Origin of the sequence: Labrys sp. WJW (genome assembly GCF_001676615.1) — a bacterium.
GTDB classification, from domain to species: Bacteria; Pseudomonadota; Alphaproteobacteria; order Rhizobiales; family Labraceae; genus Labrys; species Labrys sedimenti.
Window position 1 is genome coordinate 12,956 of record NZ_LYXZ01000071.1, and the last position, 18,133, is coordinate 31,088.

15 protein-coding genes are annotated in these 18,133 nt (G+C 62.5%); 1 reads left to right on the forward strand and 14 read right to left on the reverse strand.

All coding sequences use genetic code 11. The features are described from left to right. Window positions 1-23: 23 nt before the first annotated feature. The 8 genes from BA190_RS31985 to BA190_RS32015 form a co-directional block, all read right to left on the reverse strand. Entirely contained in the window at window positions 24-839 is an 816-nt protein-coding gene (locus tag BA190_RS31985) for a hypothetical protein (protein ID WP_068298093.1), read from the reverse strand. Then, on the reverse strand, window positions 839-1,204 hold the full coding sequence (locus BA190_RS31990; protein ID WP_068298095.1) for a hypothetical protein: 366 nt from the start codon (window positions 1,202-1,204) through the stop codon (window positions 839-841). The genes BA190_RS31985 and BA190_RS31990 overlap by 1 nt, the downstream gene beginning before the upstream one ends. A 607-nt stretch (window positions 1,205-1,811) precedes the next feature. After that, complete coding sequence (locus BA190_RS36280; RefSeq protein WP_156771787.1) at window positions 1,812-2,057, reverse strand: hypothetical protein; 246 nt, start codon at window positions 2,055-2,057, stop codon at window positions 1,812-1,814. A 126-nt stretch (window positions 2,058-2,183) separates the two neighbouring features. Then, a complete protein-coding gene (locus BA190_RS36285) occupies window positions 2,184-2,600 on the reverse strand; it encodes a hypothetical protein (RefSeq protein WP_156771788.1) in 417 nt (138 codons plus the stop codon). After that, window positions 2,597-6,625: a phage tail tip lysozyme gene (locus BA190_RS32000; RefSeq protein WP_068298104.1), complete on the reverse strand. Its 4,029-nt coding sequence runs from the start codon at window positions 6,623-6,625 to the stop codon at window positions 2,597-2,599. Before BA190_RS32000 ends, BA190_RS36285 begins: the two co-directional genes overlap by 4 nt. A gap of 235 nt (window positions 6,626-6,860) precedes the next feature. Next, the gene (locus BA190_RS32005) at window positions 6,861-8,594 is read right to left on the reverse strand and encodes a portal protein (RefSeq protein WP_068298107.1); all 1,734 of its coding nucleotides are present in this window, start codon (window positions 8,592-8,594) and stop codon (window positions 6,861-6,863) included. 19 nt (window positions 8,595-8,613) lie between these two features. After that, the gene (locus tag BA190_RS32010) at window positions 8,614-8,853 is read right to left on the reverse strand and encodes a hypothetical protein (RefSeq protein WP_156771789.1); all 240 of its coding nucleotides are present in this window, start codon (window positions 8,851-8,853) and stop codon (window positions 8,614-8,616) included. 262 nt (window positions 8,854-9,115) lie between these two features. Then, window positions 9,116-9,589 (reverse strand): hypothetical protein, encoded by a 474-nt coding sequence (locus BA190_RS32015; RefSeq protein ID WP_068298112.1) that lies wholly within the window; start codon window positions 9,587-9,589, stop codon window positions 9,116-9,118. Window positions 9,590-10,312: 723 nt separating this feature from the next. Here BA190_RS32015 and BA190_RS36290 point away from each other — a divergent pair. Next, a complete protein-coding gene (locus tag BA190_RS36290) occupies window positions 10,313-11,146 on the forward strand; it encodes a hypothetical protein (protein WP_156771790.1) in 834 nt (277 codons plus the stop codon). A gap of 15 nt (window positions 11,147-11,161) precedes the next feature. Here BA190_RS36290 and BA190_RS32020 read toward each other — a convergent pair whose 3' ends face one another. The 6 genes from BA190_RS32020 to BA190_RS32045 all read right to left on the reverse strand — a co-directional run bounded on the left by BA190_RS32020 (window position 11,162) and on the right by BA190_RS32045 (window position 18,122). Next, window positions 11,162-13,987 (reverse strand): hypothetical protein, encoded by a 2,826-nt coding sequence (locus tag BA190_RS32020; protein WP_068298115.1) that lies wholly within the window; start codon window positions 13,985-13,987, stop codon window positions 11,162-11,164. Then, the gene (locus BA190_RS32025) at window positions 13,975-15,387 is read right to left on the reverse strand and encodes a D-Ala-D-Ala carboxypeptidase family metallohydrolase (protein ID WP_068298117.1); all 1,413 of its coding nucleotides are present in this window, start codon (window positions 15,385-15,387) and stop codon (window positions 13,975-13,977) included. The genes BA190_RS32020 and BA190_RS32025 overlap by 13 nt, the downstream gene beginning before the upstream one ends. A 156-nt stretch (window positions 15,388-15,543) precedes the next feature. After that, the gene (locus BA190_RS32030) at window positions 15,544-16,989 is read right to left on the reverse strand and encodes a terminase large subunit domain-containing protein (RefSeq protein ID WP_082980186.1); all 1,446 of its coding nucleotides are present in this window, start codon (window positions 16,987-16,989) and stop codon (window positions 15,544-15,546) included. After that, complete coding sequence (locus BA190_RS32035) at window positions 16,901-17,239, reverse strand: hypothetical protein (RefSeq protein ID WP_068298123.1); 339 nt, start codon at window positions 17,237-17,239, stop codon at window positions 16,901-16,903. Before BA190_RS32035 ends, BA190_RS32030 begins: the two co-directional genes overlap by 89 nt. Then, window positions 17,226-17,426: a hypothetical protein gene (locus BA190_RS32040; protein WP_068298127.1), complete on the reverse strand. Its 201-nt coding sequence runs from the start codon at window positions 17,424-17,426 to the stop codon at window positions 17,226-17,228. The genes BA190_RS32035 and BA190_RS32040 overlap by 14 nt, the downstream gene beginning before the upstream one ends. Window positions 17,427-17,684: 258 nt before the next feature. Then, entirely contained in the window at window positions 17,685-18,122 is a 438-nt protein-coding gene (locus tag BA190_RS32045) for a hypothetical protein (protein ID WP_068298130.1), read from the reverse strand. Window positions 18,123-18,133 lie beyond the last annotated feature (11 nt).

An 18,133-nucleotide genomic window follows, 5' to 3' on the forward strand; every position in this document is an offset into this window, starting at 1 on the left:
GTTTGCTTCCTTGAAAAAAGGTCTCACCGCCGGAACGGATCGACCGGATAAAGGGTCTCGGCTGCCGATCTCGACTGAGCCGCCACACCGCCGGTTGCGAACTGGTCTTCCGCGTAGAGCGCCCGGCCCGCCCGCGCCATGGCCTGGGCCAGAGCGGGGGAGAGCACATAGCCGTCGGGCGACAACAGCCCGTTCGACTTGAGCTCGCCGATCAGCGCCTCGCCGCCGTTTTGGCGGATGAAGCGATCGGCGAACTCGACATTCTGGCGGAAGGCCTGCGAATTCCTGTCGCCCCAGGCCTTGGTCAGGGCTGCCTGCGCGGCCTCGCCGCGCTCCACGATGGCCTGCACATAGGTCGATTGCTGGCCGGCCTGGTGCTGCACGAAGCGATCGTGGAGGGACTGGGCCTGCCTCGGCGTGAGGCCGGCCTCATGCGCCCAGCTCCGATAGGCGCCGGCGCTGTCGCTGTCATAGGCGAAACCCTCGGGCAGGCCCTGGGGCATGCGGAATTCATAGCCTTCGGCCGTCTGCGGCCGGCCGAGCCTGGCATGGAAGGCTTGCCATTCCTCGGGCCCGGCATCGGCGGCCGGCGGTGTGAGGGCCCTGGCCTTGAGCTCGTTGTATTCCGTCTGGAGCCGGTCGGCGTGACGCGCCGACTCGACCAGGGGATCAAGCGCCTTGTAGCCTTTGCTTTCGACCCATTGCCGGCTTTCTGCATTGCGCAGGCCCGCAAGGAAGTCCGTCGCGCCGCCGGCCGGCGACCCGTCATTGGCCGGAGGAACGGTGGCGTCTGCCGGGGTTCCCGCCATGGCGGCCCCAGGGTTTGCCGGATCCATCATCAGATGATGCCCTCGTTGGAACTGGCGATGGCCTCGGTGCGCGCGGCTTGCACCAGCGCGGCCTTCTCCTCGTCAGTCAGGTTGAGAAAACGAAAGAGCCGCCCGAAGGCGGCTCGCTTGCCATCCGAAAACGCGCGGTCGTCGGGTGGGATGCCTTCCCCGTTCACCCGGTAGAAGCCGGTGTAATCGGCGAGGTCGGCGAGGACGATCTGCACGTCCTCGTTCCTGATATCGAAGACGTTGTGATAGGCGAGCGCCAGCTTGAGCGCGGCCTCGCCACCGCGGGCGCGCCGGAACAGCCTGGCGAGCGCCAGCCAGTTGATCGCAAGGGCGGCGCGCGACGGGGCGCCGGAGGGATTGGACATGCGGGGCTTCCGATTTGGGCAATAAAAAACCCGCCGAAGCGGGGCGGGTAACGAAGACTGACTAGAGGGCGCCGGCAGCCGTGTACTGGCCACGATCACGTTTTGGAACTCTCGTCGGTTCCGGCGGCGCCTGCGATCGGCAAATTTGCTTGGATTTCCGCGCCTGTGAGGGAGGAGGAATATCGCGGCTAGGCTTGGCGCGTGAGCCCCGGGACAGCTCCAAACGAAAAGCGCCCGGCTGTGTGAGCCGGGCGCAATTTCCTATGGTCCTAATATGCCATGAAGGCCAGGTTTCGTCAATCCTGTAGTCGGCAAAATTTTTGTTTTTTATTGTCACACTCGAGCTCGAGGTGCAGAAAAAGGCGGCGCCGAGAAGGGCCTCGAGCACCCGGTGGCACTGCCGCCGCCCTGGCTCGCGGTGCCTTATTCATGCGAGGTCGTGGCATGCCGAGCATTGCCGACACGCTGTCCGTGAGCCATACAGCAATGGCGTGGTTTCACCGTAACCCAGCGGCGATATCCCGCTTCAGCCGCGCCCGGTCAGCGGCGGGGATCGAGGTGGCGCTGTCATCCTATTTTTGCTGTATCAATCCGAGGGTGCAGTCCACTATTTTTCTTTCTCTTCATAAAACTCCATATCTATGTCACTTTCTTCAAATAGTACGATAGCGTCATTGCAATAAAATATAGAAATATGTTCACTAACATCTTTTTCTTTCCACATAGTTATATCAATGTAAAGATTTTCGTTGGATTTTAAAGGTCTCTCATGTGAGTACGGTTCGATAATTACGTCTATGTTTTTTTCTGATTTGTTTTTTATATGGATTCTTCGCTTGACGGGCGGTTGCATTGTATCCTCGCAGGTATTTTATTTCGGCCACATTTTCTGGGGTTACGGTGACAACATTGTCACTGTAATTCAATTTCAGCGATGGTCCGCGTTTGGGAGGGCTTGAACGCTCTGTTGGCAGCCCGCCTAGACGATGCGTGGCGAGGAGACGCTCTGGGTTTCGAAAAATTCTTTGAAGACCTGATAGGCAAAATCGAAGTCGCGAAAGATACTTCGCTCATCCCAATCCTCGTCCGGGAGTTCCTTCATCCCGCCGGGTTGCGCTTCGTCGAATGTCTCTCGTTCAATACGCTTTCCATTAACGACATCAAAAAAGATAATACGAAAATAACCTTCTTGCCCATCAATATTCAGTATTTTTTCCTTTTCAGTGGGAGAGTTTTTTCCAAAATCAAGACATACTGTCCCGGATTTTTGAATATAAAGTAATTCTAGTTTTTCACGTATCTGTAGCCAGGATGGATTTTTAATTGTCCTTCGGCCATATAGGTCATCATTTAGATTCCATGATAGTTTAAATCTAGCTTCGGTTAAGGTTGTCATTGGGGGGGACCTTCTAGTTCGACGAAATGGTCGCTGCCGCGTTTCCAGTAAAGTGTGTTTCCCGACAGTTCCTCAAAGATAGTCCACTCTTCGAGCCCTGCAGCTTCAGCTGCCGCGGGAAGATCCTCTCGACAGAAGGGGCATATTTTTTCGCCTGAAACGACCATCTTCAAACTGCGGCCTTCGGTACGTCCCTGGCGATATAGCTCCTGGAGAATTTCAAGTTCTGCGTGCGCGTCCTTCCTGGTCTCATTGGCCCGGCGGCCATTCCAATTAACTCTTCTGCCTCTCTTGCGAATTGAATCGGCGGCCAATGTATCTGCGTCTGGTTCCTGCTGATCTGGCCTAGAGGTCTGGTTTGGTGAGGAAACCGGCGGCCCGTCCGTCACGCCAATCGAAAAAACTTTTGGCCCGCGTAGGCTTTTGCCGGGATTGTTTACTTGATACTCACGTGCTTTAGCTTGCCATTTTGTCCTGGCAAGCGCCAAGCCTTCGTAGAGTTTCCGGACCCAATCTGTGTTGTGTGATACAGGCTCGGGTTTTGTTGGAGATAGATTAGTTCCCTTTTTGTTCTTGTCAAGATTGTCGTTTGCCGTATCCGGATTTGCCCCTGCTGGATCACCGTCCGAATCCTGGGTTGGCATCCGTTGCTCGGTAGGAGAGCCTTCTGCGGGTGGTGTTTCACCAAATTCCGGCGGTTTGTCCTGGCCGCTGGCGGTGAGAGGCGGTACCTGTCTTTCACCGGGGTGCTGGGTCGGGTCGACGTCGGGTGCTTGGGGAGATGCTGGCAATCCCGGCGTGCCGAGCGGCACCGCCCCAGGTTTCGGCTCGGTGGCCGGAGCGGGCTCGGTCTCCGGCTCCGGCGCGCCATACCAGGGACCGGGCGGGTCGCCTTCATCGTGAACGAACCAGCCGGAGAGCCAATCAGGTTCGCGTGCGGACTTCCGTACCGCAACGACGGCTGCCTCGCTATTGGCATCAGGCCCGCGGGCGAAGGAGAAGTCATAGCCCCCATCGGAGTAGTACTGGCGATAGACGCCGTTTGCCTGATCGGTCCAGAGATCTCTTCTTGCGTTGAGGAGTGCCGTATTGAACGTTCCGAACTCGGTCCTTCGATTCTGTGAATCCCGCTGGACATCGTCGCGTTGCGGCAAAGCGTCGGTCTGTTGCCGGATGAAGTCTGAGACGGCCTGCGTCACCCGGGTTCCTCCATCGGGGAAGAGCCAATAGGTCATCGGCACGGGCGAGTGGGGATAGGTTTCCGAAGGATCTTGAGGGGTATTGACGCCGTTGGAGGCTGCCAGCTCCGGATCGTAGGAGCCGCGCCCGAAGCCCGCCCGAAGAACTCTGCCAATCTGGGAAGGCAGACCCATGGGCTGCGGGGCAGGCGGCTTATCCGGAATGGCCGGGTCAGGCTTGGAAGAAGGCGTCTCCGGCGCGTTAATACTCCCCGGCCTGCCTGTTTCTGTCTCCGCCCCCTCGACGACCGTCTTGCCAGTATTGTCGACCGTGGCCCCCGGCGATGAAGGCAGCGTGGGATCGGTATTGACATTGGTTGGCTTGCCCGGCCCCTCCGGGATCTCGAAAGGTGGTTTGGCACGCGTGTTCGGGACCGGCTCCGTTATGCGAGCGCCACCATTATCCTGACCCGTGCCGAGGTCTGGCGGTACGTCGGTGGTGACGGCTCTGTTGCCGAGTTGGGCATAGAGCGTTGGGCCGGGCTGACGGATATCCTGGCTGGCGACGGTGTGGGCGTGAACGGGGTCGCCGCCATTGCTGGTGACATTGTTCTGGAACAGCCGGTCGTAGAGCGTGGCAGTGAGGGGATCGAGGCCGCTTGGGCCGGCTGCCTGCAACCGGGCGAGTTCGCCGGTCATGGCGGGGCCGAGATTGATGGCGGTGTCGGTGCGAACAGGCCGCCAGGCGGGACGGTCGGCATCCGCTCCGCCGCGCAAGGCGAGAGGGCTCACCGGCGCGGCAGATACGGCCGAGCCGGTCGTCGGGCCGTGCCTTGCCCCCGTCACCTGCTGCGCGGCAGGGGCGCCGAGGGCAGCGGCGAGCAGGCGGCCGGCGCTGTCGTTCTCTCCCCGGCCATAGGCGGCGAGCGCCGGCGCCAGAAGGCGCGGCAGGCCGGCGCGCGCGAGCTGCTCGAACAAGATGGCCTGCTGGGCGGGATCGCCGGGTGCGGTGACGAGGGCGCGGATGGGTGCGATGCGCTCGGAGAGCGGCTTGGCGCCGTCGCCGAAGCTGGCAAGCGCCCGGCTTACCATTGTCTTGGGCAGGACCGTGCGGCCTTCCACCGGCATGCCCAGCCTGTCCATGGCGGCATTGGTGGCTGCAAGCGCCGCCCTCAACCGCTCGGGCGAAGTGCCCGCCTCGGTCCACAGCCGGTCGATCTGAGGATGCAGGCTGCGGACATAGCCATTCGGATCCTTGCGACGGAACGCCTGGTCGAGGGCGATGGCCTTGATGCCCCGCTCATGGAGCTGGCGCTGCGTTTCGAAGGCGGGGCCTTCGCCTTTCGGCGCGCGGGCGGCGAGCCAGGCGGTCTGCTCGGGCGGCGTCATCGCCCGGATGGCGGTGATATCGGCGCCGAGGCTCACCGTGCGCTGGAAGTCGCTATAGTGGCGCGTGCCGTCCTGCGGGCCATAGCTGGCGGTGAACTCGGCCTGGGTCGGCAGCCGGCCGTCATAGCGGCCGATGGTGGTCAGGGCCTGCGTGGCGTCCTGGATGCGCGGTTCCAGGTCGCCTTGGGTCACGGCCTGGCCTTGGCTGCGCTGGCCCCGGGCGTAGGCGACGAGTTCGTCGCGCTGATCCGGCGCCAGGGAGGTGACGACCGGATCGGGCGCCTTCTCCTCGACTTCGCCCGGCTTGTAGTCGCCCGCCGCCAGGCGGCGCGCCTGGTTGCGCCTGTTGTCCCAGCCATGCGAGGCGGCGGCGCCGCCCTGCGATCCGGCCGGGCGCTCATAGTCGGTCACGAAGACGCCGGCGGCCTCGTCGGCCGTATTGGTGGTCCGCAGCCTGGCCTTCACGCCTGCATAGTCCGTGTTCAGTTCGTGATCGACGAAAGCGAGCTGCACGGAAAGATCGCGCCAATCCTTGCCCCTGTCGGCCGCGAAGGCCTTGAGGCTCTTGGCGCGGGTGCCGTTCCACTGGGCGATGCCGACACTGTCGGAGCCGTCCGAACCGTCGCCTTGGTTGCGGCTCGAGGGGGCCAGGCCGGCGCTCTCATGCACGAGATTGCCGACGATGCCGGCCGCCTGCTCCCGGCTGTAGCCGCGCCCGATGAAATAGGACATCGCGGCGGATTCACGGTCTGCCTGGGCCGGGCCGATCACGCCCTTGGGAATCGTGGTCCTGGCGCCCCAGACGAGCTCGTGCATCCTGTCCGGATCGCTGCCGGCCATGCCCTTCGCCCATTCGATCGAGGAACCGGCGGCGATGTCCCGCTTCAGCCGCGCCCTGTCGGCGGTGGGGATCGAGGTGGCGCCGTCGATCTTGGCATTGAGTGCGGCGAGCGCCTGATCGCGCCGGGACGGGTTGCTTCGAATGGCGGCGAGAGAAGTCTGATAGGCAGCGGTGATCGCATTGGTTTCGAACGTGCCGCGCCTCCCATATTCGAATTGGCTGGCCTGGTTCAGCAGGCCGTCATTGAAGATCTGGAGGTCGGTGGCGACACGCTCGCGATTGCCGGCCGAGATGCTGCCGAGAAAGGCGGCGTCAGCCTTGGCGACGGTCTTGGCGAAGCCGGCGGTAAAACCGGTCGCTTCTGCCGGCATCGTCTTGGCGGCCTCGGCAAGCGCGGCCTGCCGCTGCTGCTTGTAGAGGCCGAGCTTGTCGTCGTCGTCGAAGGCGGCTTCCTGCCGGGCGCGCTTTTGATAATGCGCGAGGCCGATAGCCGCCTCGCTCAGGCCGCTGCCGAGCGCCTGCAGGCCCTGGCCGATCGCCTCGGCGCCGGTGCGCACCTGCGGCGTGGCGCCGGGGTTGAGGCCGATCTCGGCGCGATAGTCGGGAAAACGGGGCATGGGGGATCCATCGGGCAAAAGAAAAGCCCCGCCTGGAAGGGCGGGGCTGGGGGAGGAGCAATTGGGTGAAAGAAAAGCGCCGTCATCCCGTGCGCGATGCAGCATGAAATGCTGCGTCGCTGACACGGGACCGTTTCAAGAATGAAACACGATTGGTTCGCGGTCCCGGATCAGCACCGCATCACTGCGTGCTGCAGTGCGTCCGGGATGACCTCCTAATCTTCGCCGAGCCGCCTTACTCCGGCGCGCCGGCCATGCCGTTGCCGAGGATGGCGGCAGCCTGGCCGACCGCCGGCATCAGGTTCTTGGCCGCCTCGCCGCCGGTCTTGGCCATTTCGAGGGCGGCCTGGGCCTGCTGCATCTGCTGCTTGGCTTGCCGCGCCGCATCGCGCTCCTCGGTGGTCTTGAGGATCCTGTGGGGGGCGCCCTCGATCTCGGTGACCGTCCGTGCGATGGCGTCGAGGTCGAAATTGTCGACCACGCTGGGGTCGACCTGCGCCAGCGGCAGCACGGTCGAAAGCGTGCGCTGGATGCCGATGCCCTCCTGGCTGCGGCGCAGGCGATCGAGCGGCGAGGTGAAGCGCGCGCCGAACTCCCGGCCCTTGAGGCTGTCGGGCGGCTCCAGCGGCGAGCCGGCCTGCATCGCGCCCTTGCGTTCCATGATGCCGGCCAGGCGGTCGACGTCGCGCCCCATGGCGATCTGGATGCGCCCGCCGGCGGGGCCCAGCAATTCGCCCTTTTCATTGGCCCGGATCATCGCCTCCGTCGCCGTCATGTTCGGGTTCTGGATCAGGATCTGGAACAGCGAGACATAGAGGCTGTCATTGATGGTCTGGCGCTCGGCCGCCAGGATCTCGTTGACGAAATCGGGCCGGGCGCCGGGCTGCAGCGGCACGATCAGCTGCCGGCCGTCCTGGCTGACGGCGCGGTAGTTGATCTTGCCCGGATTGAGGTTGGGCCGGTTCATCACCCCGTCATGGGCGACGCCCCAGGGCGGGTCCATATAGCCTTGCAGCCCGCGCAGCGAGAGCTTGCGGATGGCGTTGAGGCCCTTGATGTCGGCCATGGCCAGCATCACCGGCGACTGGGCATAGGGGCCGTCGACATCCACCGGCGCCCAGTAATAGACGATGAAGGGAAACTCGTAGAAACCGCTCTCGCCGATCAGCTTCATGTGGTCGCGGTCGACATAGAAGGAAGCGAAGGGCGCCTTGCGATTGGTGCCGCCGCCGGAGCCGGTGCCCACGCCGGTTTCCCGGCGCGGCTGCACGGCGTGGATGACGGTGAAGGCGCGATCCTTCTCCGCCTGGTTCTCGGCCGCCCTGACGACCTGGTCGGCAAGCTTGTCCGGCCCGAATTGCTGCACCATCTGGCGGGCCGTCATGGTGAACTTGCGGTAGAGCGTGTCGGGCTCGCCCTGGGCGTCGACGGCGAGATAGCACTGGCTGAGCGGCAAATGGCGGTAGAGCACCGGCGCGGCGGCGCTGCCCGCGCCGAGATTCTCCTCGGCGAAGGAAATGCCGGTGCCGAGCGCGATGGCCGAGCGCAGCGCCTTCTGGTGGGCGCCGATGAAGCCCGAGCGCGGATTGTAGCGCACGGCGAACATATAGTCGCGATAGCGCTCGAAATACTCCTTCTCCTCGTCGCTCTCCTCGGGCGCGAGCGGATCGGTGGCCGCCAGCCCGTGCCATTTCTCGGACTGGGGCGTCACCAGACTTTCCATGCCCGAGGCCAGCCGGTCGACGGCGCGCATGGCGGTGTCGTCGAAGCGCTGGCGCCCGCGCTCCACCGCAACCGGTGCCTGGGCAAAATTGTCATAAGCGCTGGGATTGAGGGAGGAGGAGCCGGGCAGGAAGCGATAGGTGTCGGGCAGGCAATAGGTGGCGATCTCCTGCCAGACCGCCTCCCATTGCGTGCGCTGGTTGGCGAGCGCATCCAGGCGCCGCACGAGGTCGTTCTCGATGCTCATGGTGTGGTGCTCACTTGCTCTATTGCGTGCGGCCGAGCTGCTGGACATTGACGTTCTGGCCGTAATTGGGATCGCCGAGCCCGCCGGTGAGCTGGGTCTGGGCGGCGCCGTTCTGGTTGCGCACGCGGCGCAGGGCCGTCTGCACCGCGGCCTGGTTGGCGTCGTCCTGGCGGTTCGGCACCGGCGGCGGCGGAGGCAGAGGCGGGGGCTTGGGCGCGCTGAAGCACATGGTCTGGCCTTTCGTTGGGGGCGAATGCACGGGCGTCTCGCCCGTTCTTGGAGGTGATGACTTTGCAAGGTAGGAAGAGCGGACGTCTCGTCCGCGGTCCCAGCCTTGGCGTTTTCTGAGCAAACTTTCCCGGCATCGCGGATGAAGCGATGCGGCTGGGACCGCGGACGTCACAACGACATGTCTGCATGTCGTGGCTCCGCCTCTTGGAAACATCCCGCCTGCCGGGAAGGCAGAATGCGTGGCGCGGTTTTCCGGGTGCACGGGCAAGATGCCCGCGCACCCGGATTCTTCAGGAACGACTTCCCGTTGCCGCGTAAGTCACGAAATCGAGGCCGCCGCGACCGTAGTCGAGGGCAATTCCTTCCCGCCGAAAGCCCAGGCCTTCCAGCCAGCGATGCGAGAGATCATGGTCGATGGCAGTGCGCACCTCGATGCGGCGGAAGCCCTCCGCGATCAGCAGCGGCCGCACGCTGCTTCTGGCGAAGCGGGTGACGGCGGGAATGGCCCGGCGCATCCGGCGCGTGCCATAGGCCCAGCCCGAGCCGAGGCCGGGAAACAGGCGCGTGACGCCGAAGGCGGCAACGGGATCGCCTTCGATCCAGGCCGTCCAGGCGAGATCGATGGAGGAATGGAACAGCATGGTGCCGATGGCCGTGTCGCTTTCCTCGATCACGGCGCGGATCTCCTGCCTGTCCTGGTCACGCATGGTGGCGGCGATAAAGGTCATGTCCCGCAGCGTGGCGGGGCGAATGGCGACGGGCATGCTATCGGAAGCCTTGCTTGGGACCTCCGCGCTCACGGGGAGGACGAATGCTGCGACCGGGCCTGGGCACGGGAGCCCAAGCACCCCAAACGCAAAGCGCCCAGCCTTGTGAGCCGAGCGCAATTTCTTATAATCACACTATGCCAAGAATGGCGCCGCCCGTCAATCTCGTAGTCGGCAAAGCTTTGGGGATTTTGCTTCCATTTTCGTGTTCGGGGCTGGCGAGGTGTTCGGAACAGCGGGATCGGTCGTGTCGTTGGCGGAGCGGGGACCGGGTGTTTCGTGTTGGCGCCATGGCCCCCCCCCCGAGCGTGAACTGGTAGTGGCCACCTGCAATGATCCCCACAATCGGGTGTTCTCGGGAATCTTCACATTGACGAATGTTCTTGATATGTTCGGAGCGGTTTGATCTACTGATCGCTGCCGCATTGCAAAGCCAGGGGGTAAACATGCGATCACGGCTGCCAATGGCGCGTATATCTCTATTTCTGGCTATGGCCAGACGTTCATCTGGTGGGTATAGGGCTGGCTAAGGCTCGGCCGTGAATTCTAAATCCGGCTTGGGTGCGGTGAATGCCATTGTCAAGACGCGTTTCACTGGTCAGGATGTTGAGAATTCGTGCGAATTTGAGCGGTATATATCAAGTGTAATATTTGAACTGCATGTTCCGCGCATAGCGTTTCCGTTAGATTGTCCCTTTGAGATAGCGAGGAGTCATGAATATGAGATTGTTTCTTGTTTTTACTTCAATTTGCATATTCATGACGGCAGGGGCTATGGCGTCCGATGATTTGCAGAATAAAAAAGATATTCTGGCGGCGGTCTGCGGTGCCGGCGAGATTGAGAAAGAGAGTTGCCGTTCAAGTTCGATAATCGAACAATACCGTACATGCGACATGTCCGTGTGGGATATTTATAGTAGAAAATTCGGAAAAAATTTATATTATATTTCTAATGTCAGTTCAAAAGAGTGTACTGTGCCTGGTGGAAAGGAAGTTAGTGGTGTAATTTTTTTATCAAGTAGTTCGAATGGTAATTTGAAATTTGCCGGTTACGCTGATGGGGTGGACTATGACCCCAAGGATTGTGCAACCATTCGACCAGGTAGAAGTGATGCTCAAATATATTGTTTAATCATGGAGACTAAGTTTGGAATTTCGAATCAGTATTTATATGAGATTTCGATAAAGGATCCATCGAATTCTGGTGCGATAGATTTCAAGAATGAAAAAGGAACTGTTGCAATGGATTTGAGTGGGTTCTTTGATGGCGGGAATCAGGATGCAGTCCGTTGCGACGATAAAACGACAGGAGATCGGATATATTTTCGATTTGATAATCTGAGAATGGGAAATATACCCGACCTTTTGGAGCTGGATGCCGAATATGTTACTTCGCTTGATGCTCGCACTTTATGTGCAGGAGACTCTCCTCATCCCTTGAGTTTTGGAGAGCCAGACACCGGGTATGCGCTGATTCCACCAGAGAAATTGCATAAAGATACATTGGTATATGACAGCAGGAGCGGTGTTGTAGCGCTCCAGCATGCGCCATAGCCGATCTATAATGTCTCATTTTGGCCATATGTAGTCTCTCGGAGCATATATGTTGGGTAGATAAAACCTTTCTTCCGGAAACTTCGAGGTATACCTTTTGGAAAATTCGGCTGCTGTCATATCCCGCCAGTTGGAATTTTTCTGCATGAAATCCTTGGGTAGATTACTTTCAAGCGCTTTGAGACCGATTACCTCAGCCGCTTTTTTGTTCGGATTGTTGAGCAAGCGAGCGGCCCTTGGGCCCCCTTGTTGATGGGCGAGATAGATTTCGCCGATAGTAGGAGCTCTATTTATTTGTTTTTCAAGCAATTTGAAGTTAGAAATGGCTAAGCGCGTCGCTCCTTCCGTTGCTTGCACTGGATCAAAACGATCGATTAGTCCCACTCTGTGTGCGCTATCCTTATCGAATTGGAAAAGACCCAAATGAGCCGTCTCTCCACGTTCCTTGAGTGGATCAAAAGCATTTGGATAGGGGTTCTTGCTGAGAGCGGCTTCTTTTTTGGGATCCTTCCATGGGCTGCGATTAACTGCATCCGAATTTAGCCGCCCAGAACCAACACCAGCCTCTATTTTTGCCATTTCAAGAAGGAAAGTTGGATTAATCCCATACTTCGCGGCAACGTCATTAAAAAGAGGGATATAGCTTTTTAATGCACGAACACTTTGGAGTTTGGATATGTTTTCGTTATATATCGGCTGATAAATTTCTTTATCGATGAATTTACTTGGCTGAACGTCCAATTTCGTGGAAGGTCCAACGGCGGCTAAGTTGGGGATTCCTAGTTCTCCGTTGTCGTAGGTCATATTTGAGAATGAGGCGTTCTTATCAAATATAGTTTGCGTCGTGATATTATTATTTGGAATTATTACATAGGGTGTTTGCCGGTAGTTGGGATTAGGAGTGTTTAAGTTCTGGGATGTTCGCGGATCGGAAACGGCAGTGTTGGAGGCCGTATTAGCTTGCTTTCCTGTGCCGGTTTTCGGGGTGGTGCTTGAACCCGCTTGCTGGGGCACTCCAGTATTGGATGAGGCCGAGTTCTTTTTATCTCCTGCTGGATTTTGTTGCGCGGTCACCGCTGCTTTAGGCAAAAGCCCCAGTTTCTCGGCTGAACGCCGCAATGCTTCGACGGATGCGGCGTCAGTCCGCAAATACCCCTCGGCTGCGTCGACTAGCCGTTGCATTCTTTGCATCTCTTCTTCCGTCGCTGGCCGACCAGGTGAATATTGATCGTTCACTTCAGATTTATGCCGTTGTATCGCCTCCTCGGCTTGCTGAAGGACAGAATTGAGGGAGCGGCTGACACCTCCGTCAGAGGCAGGGTTTGTTGGGGCATCTGTGGCGAGTATTTCTCCGTTCGTTCCGATTGTCTGTGCTTGTGTATATTGCTCGCCAGTTCGCCACATAAGCATCCCCGGCATCCAACCATCCCCCTGAAGGCTGGCAAGGTCCCGATCGGTCTGAGCAACGGCGGCGGGGCGGTCGCCGCCATTATTGCGCATGGCGTCCTCGATCAGGCGGGTCCGAACGGTTTCGGCCCGGCTGGTGCGCTCGTCGCCGGTAAGGCTGGAGCCGAGGGACTGGGCGGCCGCGGGGCCAAGATCGATGGCGGGGCCGGAGAGGGAGCGCATCGGGGCCGGGCCGGCGGGGGTGTTGGCCGCGGCGGCCGGGCTGGCGAAGGGGGCATCCGCCGCGCCGCCCGTCGCCTTGCCGTCGGCGTTGCCGAGCGCGGCCGTGGCGAAGCGTTCTGCCAGGGATGCGTCGCCCTTGGCATAGGCGATGGCGGCGTATTCCAGCATCGGCGGTAGGCCCGCCGATACCATCTGGCCGAAGATCGCCCGCTGCGCCCCGGGATCGGCGCCGGCGACGAGCGCGGCACGCAAGGGCGCCAGCCGCTGCGCCATCGGCTTGCTGCGATCGCCGAAGGCGGCGAGCGCCTGGTCGACCATCGCCTTGGGTATGAGGCGGCGCTCTTCCACCGGCATGCCCAGCCTGTCCATGGCGGCATTGGTGGCCGACAGGGCCGCCTTCAACCGCTCGGGCGAATTGCCTGCCTCTTGCCACAGCCGGTCGATCCGGGGATTGAGCGCCCGCACATAGGCATTGGGGTCCTTCGACCGGAAGGCGAGATTGAGGGCGATGGCCTGCCGGGCCCTGGCATGGCGATCCCGTGCGCCATCCAGATCGGGGCCATCGCCTTGTGGGGTGAAGCGGGCGAGCCAGGCACTCTGCTCGGCCGGCGTCATCGCCTTGATGGCATCGATATCGGCGCCGAGGCTGACGACGCGCTGGAAGTCGGCATAGTGTCGCGCGCCCGCCTGCGGGCCATAGGCCTTGGTGAAATCGGCGATGCCGGGCAGTGGGCCGTCAAAGCGGCCGATGGTGGTCAGGTCCTGCGTCGCATCCCGTACGCCGGATTCGAGGGCGCCGCGCGACAGGGATTCGCCCTCGCGTCCGCGGGCGGAAGCCTGGTTGAGCAGCCGGTCCTGTTCCCGTGGCGGGATGTCGGCAAAGGCGGGATCGGCCGGGGCGTCGGCATAGCCGGGGCCGGCGGAATAGACGGGCTGGCCGGCATCGGCCCCGAACATCGCGGTCTGGCGCCGATAGACCTCGGCGAGCGAGCGGGCGCCGCCGCTGTTGTGGTCGTAGAAGACGCCCGTGTTGCTGGCGGCCGCCGCCGGGAACAGCTCGGCGGCCGATTGCTCCGGGTTTTCCTGCAAGGCCTGCAGGAACTTCACCGCGCCGGGAGCGCCGAGGAAATGCGCCATATAGGTGTTGGCGCCGGTGATCGGCAGCCCGGCCTTGGCGAGGGCGGCCTGGTTGTCGGCCGTCAGCGCCCGCATCGCCCTGTCCTGCTGGCGGGGATCGCTGCGGCCATCGGCGGAGAGCTCGAGGCCGGGATGTTTTGGGCCAGCGCTGCCCAGGTTCCGGCGGTGAACTGATAGCGGCCCACGGCGATGGTCTGCCCGTTCGGGCCCCGGCTCGCCGCCTGGTCGTTGCCGCCGCTTTCGTGCTGGCGCACCAGGCCGAAATAATCGAGGGCGCCGGGCGAAGCGGCGACCGGGGTCTCGCCGAAGGCGGGAAGCGGCAGGGTGCCCGCCGGTTCGCCATAGAGCCTCCGTAGTGTCGGCCTGGCCCAGGCCGGGGCCTTGGCGAGCGTGGTCTCGATGTCGGGCGTGCCGTCCGGCTTCTTCAGGCCGCGATAGGCATCGGCTGCATCGAGCCCCCATACGGTGGGCGCCTGGCGGGTGTCGACATGCAGGGACCTGCCGCCGGCATAAAGCCCGATGCCGCGGGCGCCGCTGGCGACGGCGGCCGCCAGGATGGCAGCCTTCTCAGCGTCCGACTTGCCGGCAATGTCGATGTCGAGCGCATTGCCGGCAAGATGCTGCGACCCCCTGGCACCGCCCGCGGCGGCATTGGCGGCCTGGTCGCGCCGGCCCGACTTGACCTTGAGCTCGGGGACGACGCCGGCCGCCACCATGCCGTCGAGCAGGGCTTTCGTGGCGGGGCTGAGTCCGTCGATATCCGTCCCGGCGCCGCTGACCAGCCGGGTCTGGAATCGTCCCGTCGGCACCGGGCCGCGGCCGAAGGCGGCGGCGCCGGCCTCGGGGTCCTCCCCGAAGCGGACATTCCAGTCCGTGGCGGCGAAGCCCTGCCGGCCTGTTTGCTTGAGCGCGTTCTTTTGCGCGAGGGGCAGGCCGGACCGGTCGATCTGCTCGAAATAGCGGCGCTGTTCATCGGCGCGCGCGGCAGGATTGCGGGTGATGGCCTGCTCGGCCTCGGCACGCGAGCTCTCGATTTCCTGGGCTTCGTAGCCGGCGCGGTATTGCTGCTCGTAGACGGCCGCCTTCTCGGCGTCGAGCTCACGCTGGCCGGAGAGCCGGGCGGCGAAGGCGGCGCGATTGCCCGGCGAAGTCTTCGCGATCAGCGCGCTGTCGCCTTTCTGGGTGGCTTGCAGATAGCGAGCGGCAAAGCCGCTGCCGCCCGGAGGCATGTTCCGGGTCGCCGCCTCGAATTCGGCCTGGCGTTCCCGGTTGCGCTGGTTGAAGCGGGCTTCGTCGTCGAAGGCGTTCTCGCGCGCGGCCTTGGCCTGGTAGGCTGCAAGACCCTCGCCGGCGGCGGTGAGGCCGCTGCCGAGCGCCTGCAGGCCCTGGCCGATCGCCTCGGCGCCTGTGCGCACCTGCGGCGTGGAGCCTGGGTTGAGGCCGATCTCGGCGCGATAGTCGGGAAAACGGGGCATGGCGGGATCCATCGGGGCAAAAGAAAAGCCCCGCCTGGAAGGGCGGGGCTGGGGACTATTCTGGGATCGCAGGCTTCCAGCCTGCTCTTGCTTATCCGCGGGCGCGGCGCTTCCAAGGGCAGGCTGGAAGCCTGCGATCCCAGGAAGAACTCCCGCTCAATAACTCAGCGGGTCGTAGGGCTGCGGTTCCGGGCGCATCAGGTCCAGGGCGGCCGGGTTCAGCGTGGCGTGGCGCAGCATCATGATGAGATAGCGGGTGGCGCTCATCAGGTCGTCGCGCTCCTTCACCACCTTGCCGTCCTTGCGGTGATAGAGGCGGAACTCCTCCCACCAGTCGTGGAGGTGGCGCGAGACCTTCAGGCGGCCGGTGCGCATGCGGTCGAGCAGCAGCATCAGCCCGGCCTCGACGCCGTTGGAGCCGTCCTCGAAGCGGGCGTGCTCGGGCAGCATGGCGAGGCCCTGGCGGCGATATTGCTCGGCGAGCTGCTCGCCCGAGCCCTTGTCGTGCTGCAACCCGTCATGCGGCCAGGCCCAGGGCAGCCAGTCGCCCCAGGCCCTGAGCGCGCCGGCATGCAGGAGCGGCGTCTGCTCGCGCGCCCGGAAGGCCCGGGTGAGATAGACCACGTCGGCGTCGCGGTCGTGATAGCCCATCACCGCGGCGAAGGGGTGGTCCCAACCGAAATCCATGGCGCCGAGCGCCGGCCAGAACGGCTCGGGCCGGATCTGGTCGACGGCGATCATCGCCTCCTCCACCGGGAAGATGCGGCCCGAGCCCAGGATCGGAATGCCCTTGGCCCGGGCCTCGCGCTCATGGGCGGGATAGGCGGCGACGATGCGAGCCCGCATTTCGGGGGAATAATGGCCGGCATCGTCGATCGTCATGGTGGTGACGCTGCGGTCCCGGCTCGCCTCGGAGAGGAAGCGTCGCACCACGTCGGACATGCCGAGCAGCGGCGTGAAGGTCATCCAGGCGATGCCGTCGGTGGCGTTGGTGCGGGTGAGGCCCTCGGTATAGATGTCCTCGGGCGGCTCCTCGTCGAACCACAGCCAGTCGAGCGTCTCGCCCTGCCATTTCTCGCGGCCCTGCTCGTAGGATTTGAGCCCGATGGTGGAGGTGCCGCCGCTGACATGGCGGACACGGATGGAATCGATCAGCCCGGGCGTCGAGCGGGCCGAGACGAGGCCCACGATGTCGGCGCCGGGGATGGTGCCCGTGCCCACGGCCTCGGCGCGCCCCACCAGCATGCGCTGCACGGTATCGCGCGTGGCGAGGCCGGTGACGCCGGCGGCCCAGGCAATGGTCGGCTTGTCGAAGCGCCGCCCCTGCCACCAGGGCGGATATTTTCCGGTGGCATGCATCGCCGCCTCGGCGCCGCCCGAATAGGTCTTGCCGAGCTGGTTGCCCGCCATGAACAGGCGTTCGCGATGGCTGGCGCCGGCCTGGTGAAAGTCGGCCTGGCGCGGATAGGGCCGGTAGCGCGGCAGCCAGTCCGCGTCGAAGCGGCGCTTCTTCTCAGCGAGCAGCCTGAGCAGTTCCGATTTCAAGGCCTTCGCCCTGGCATTGGCGGAGGATTTCGCCAATGCGCCTGTCGAGTTCTTCATCGCTCAATCCGCGCTCGTCGAGGGGGGAGGCGACGTCCTTGGGCAGCAGGGCGTCGCATAGCTTGATGTAGGCGGTGGGGTTGTCGAGGCGCACGCGCTCGATCGCCCCGGCGCCGTGGGCGAGGAAATCGGCATGGAGGGCGGCGAGAAAGGCTTCGCCCAGGCCTGGTCTGGCCGGTTTCGGCGCCGTGCCCGGCTTTCGCCGGGCGCCGCGCGGCCTTCCGGGCGGCCCGCCATCAGCGCCCGTCATCGCCGCGATCCCGGGCCGGTTCGGCCGTCTTCGCGATGAGCTGCCAATGCTCATAGCTCACACGCTGGGGTTCCGCCCCGAACAGGGCGGCGGGCACCCCGGCGAGGAGATCGGCGAGGGCGGGATCCTTGGCCCGCTCGCGTTCCAGCCAGGCCTTGGCGAGTGCGAGTTCATGGTTCTCGGGCATCGGTATGCCTCCAATGGAAAAGCCCGCCGCGGCGGAGCCGGGCGGGCGAGTGGGATGGGACGTTCGCTCTGTGAGTCTGCTGCGCTTGGCGTCCCTGCTAAGGCTGGGATTACGAACAGATCTTACTCAATGTCGCTTTCGTCCCCTGTCTGCGGGGGCTTGAGTGCTTTGCCGGATCTTATCTCGGCCTGTCCAATCCATGGCGCAGAGGGCGACCTATATCCGGCGATTAAGAAAGCGCGTTTCCTGCCACAGCTGTCATTTCGATTTGAGTGGCCATGTCAGCAACTGCGAGGTCACGCTTTGTGTCTCCAAGAATTCCTTGAACATCACATAGATCGGTTGAAAATCTTGGATGATACAGCGCTCATACCAGTCGTCCTCCTCAGGGAGGTCGATCACGCCGATCGGCTTGGTCTCGTCGTAGATGAAGCGGGATACATTCTTTCCGTCAACGACGTCATCGAACTCGATCTGAAAATTTCCTCTGTAACCGTTGACGTTCAAGGTCTTTTCCGGCGTTCTGCCGTCATTGTCGCTTGCGCGTAGTGTAACGGTACCAGTCGCTTGCTCCTCAAGCATTTTCAGTTTTTCCAGCACCTGGTTCCAGGAAGGGTTTCGAATTGAACGATGCCCATATTGATCATCCTCCAAGCTCCAGGTAAGACTCATATATTTTAGATACCTATCCACCATGTTTACTCTCC

Bases quoted from the DNA above. Each gene is read 5' to 3' on its own strand.
- BA190_RS36285 (WP_156771788.1), bottom strand. From the start codon at position 2,600: ATGACAACCTTAACCGAAGCTAGATTTAAACTATCATGGAATCTAAAT.
- BA190_RS36290 (WP_156771790.1), top strand. From the start codon at position 10,313: ATGAGATTGTTTCTTGTTTTTACTTCAATTTGCATATTCATGACGGCA.
- BA190_RS32040 (WP_068298127.1), bottom strand. From the start codon at position 17,426: ATGCCCGAGAACCATGAACTCGCACTCGCCAAGGCCTGGCTGGAACGC.
- BA190_RS32000 (WP_068298104.1), bottom strand. From the start codon at position 6,625: ATGCCCCGTTTTCCCGACTATCGCGCCGAGATCGGCCTCAACCCCGGC.
- BA190_RS32035 (WP_068298123.1), bottom strand. From the start codon at position 17,239: ATGACGGGCGCTGATGGCGGGCCGCCCGGAAGGCCGCGCGGCGCCCGG.
- BA190_RS32015 (WP_068298112.1), bottom strand. From the start codon at position 9,589: ATGCCCGTCGCCATTCGCCCCGCCACGCTGCGGGACATGACCTTTATC.
- BA190_RS32030 (WP_082980186.1), bottom strand. From the start codon at position 16,989: ATGAAGAACTCGACAGGCGCATTGGCGAAATCCTCCGCCAATGCCAGG.
- BA190_RS32025 (WP_068298117.1), bottom strand. From the start codon at position 15,387: ATGCCCCGTTTTCCCGACTATCGCGCCGAGATCGGCCTCAACCCAGGC.
- BA190_RS32020 (WP_068298115.1), bottom strand. From the start codon at position 13,987: ATGCGGGCGCTGACGGCCGACAACCAGGCCGCCCTCGCCAAGGCCGGG.
- BA190_RS31985 (WP_068298093.1), bottom strand. From the start codon at position 839: ATGATGGATCCGGCAAACCCTGGGGCCGCCATGGCGGGAACCCCGGCA.
- BA190_RS32005 (WP_068298107.1), bottom strand. From the start codon at position 8,594: ATGAGCATCGAGAACGACCTCGTGCGGCGCCTGGATGCGCTCGCCAAC.
- BA190_RS36280 (WP_156771787.1), bottom strand. From the start codon at position 2,057: ATGCAACCGCCCGTCAAGCGAAGAATCCATATAAAAAACAAATCAGAA.
- BA190_RS31990 (WP_068298095.1), bottom strand. From the start codon at position 1,204: ATGTCCAATCCCTCCGGCGCCCCGTCGCGCGCCGCCCTTGCGATCAAC.
- BA190_RS32045 (WP_068298130.1), bottom strand. From the start codon at position 18,122: ATGGTGGATAGGTATCTAAAATATATGAGTCTTACCTGGAGCTTGGAG.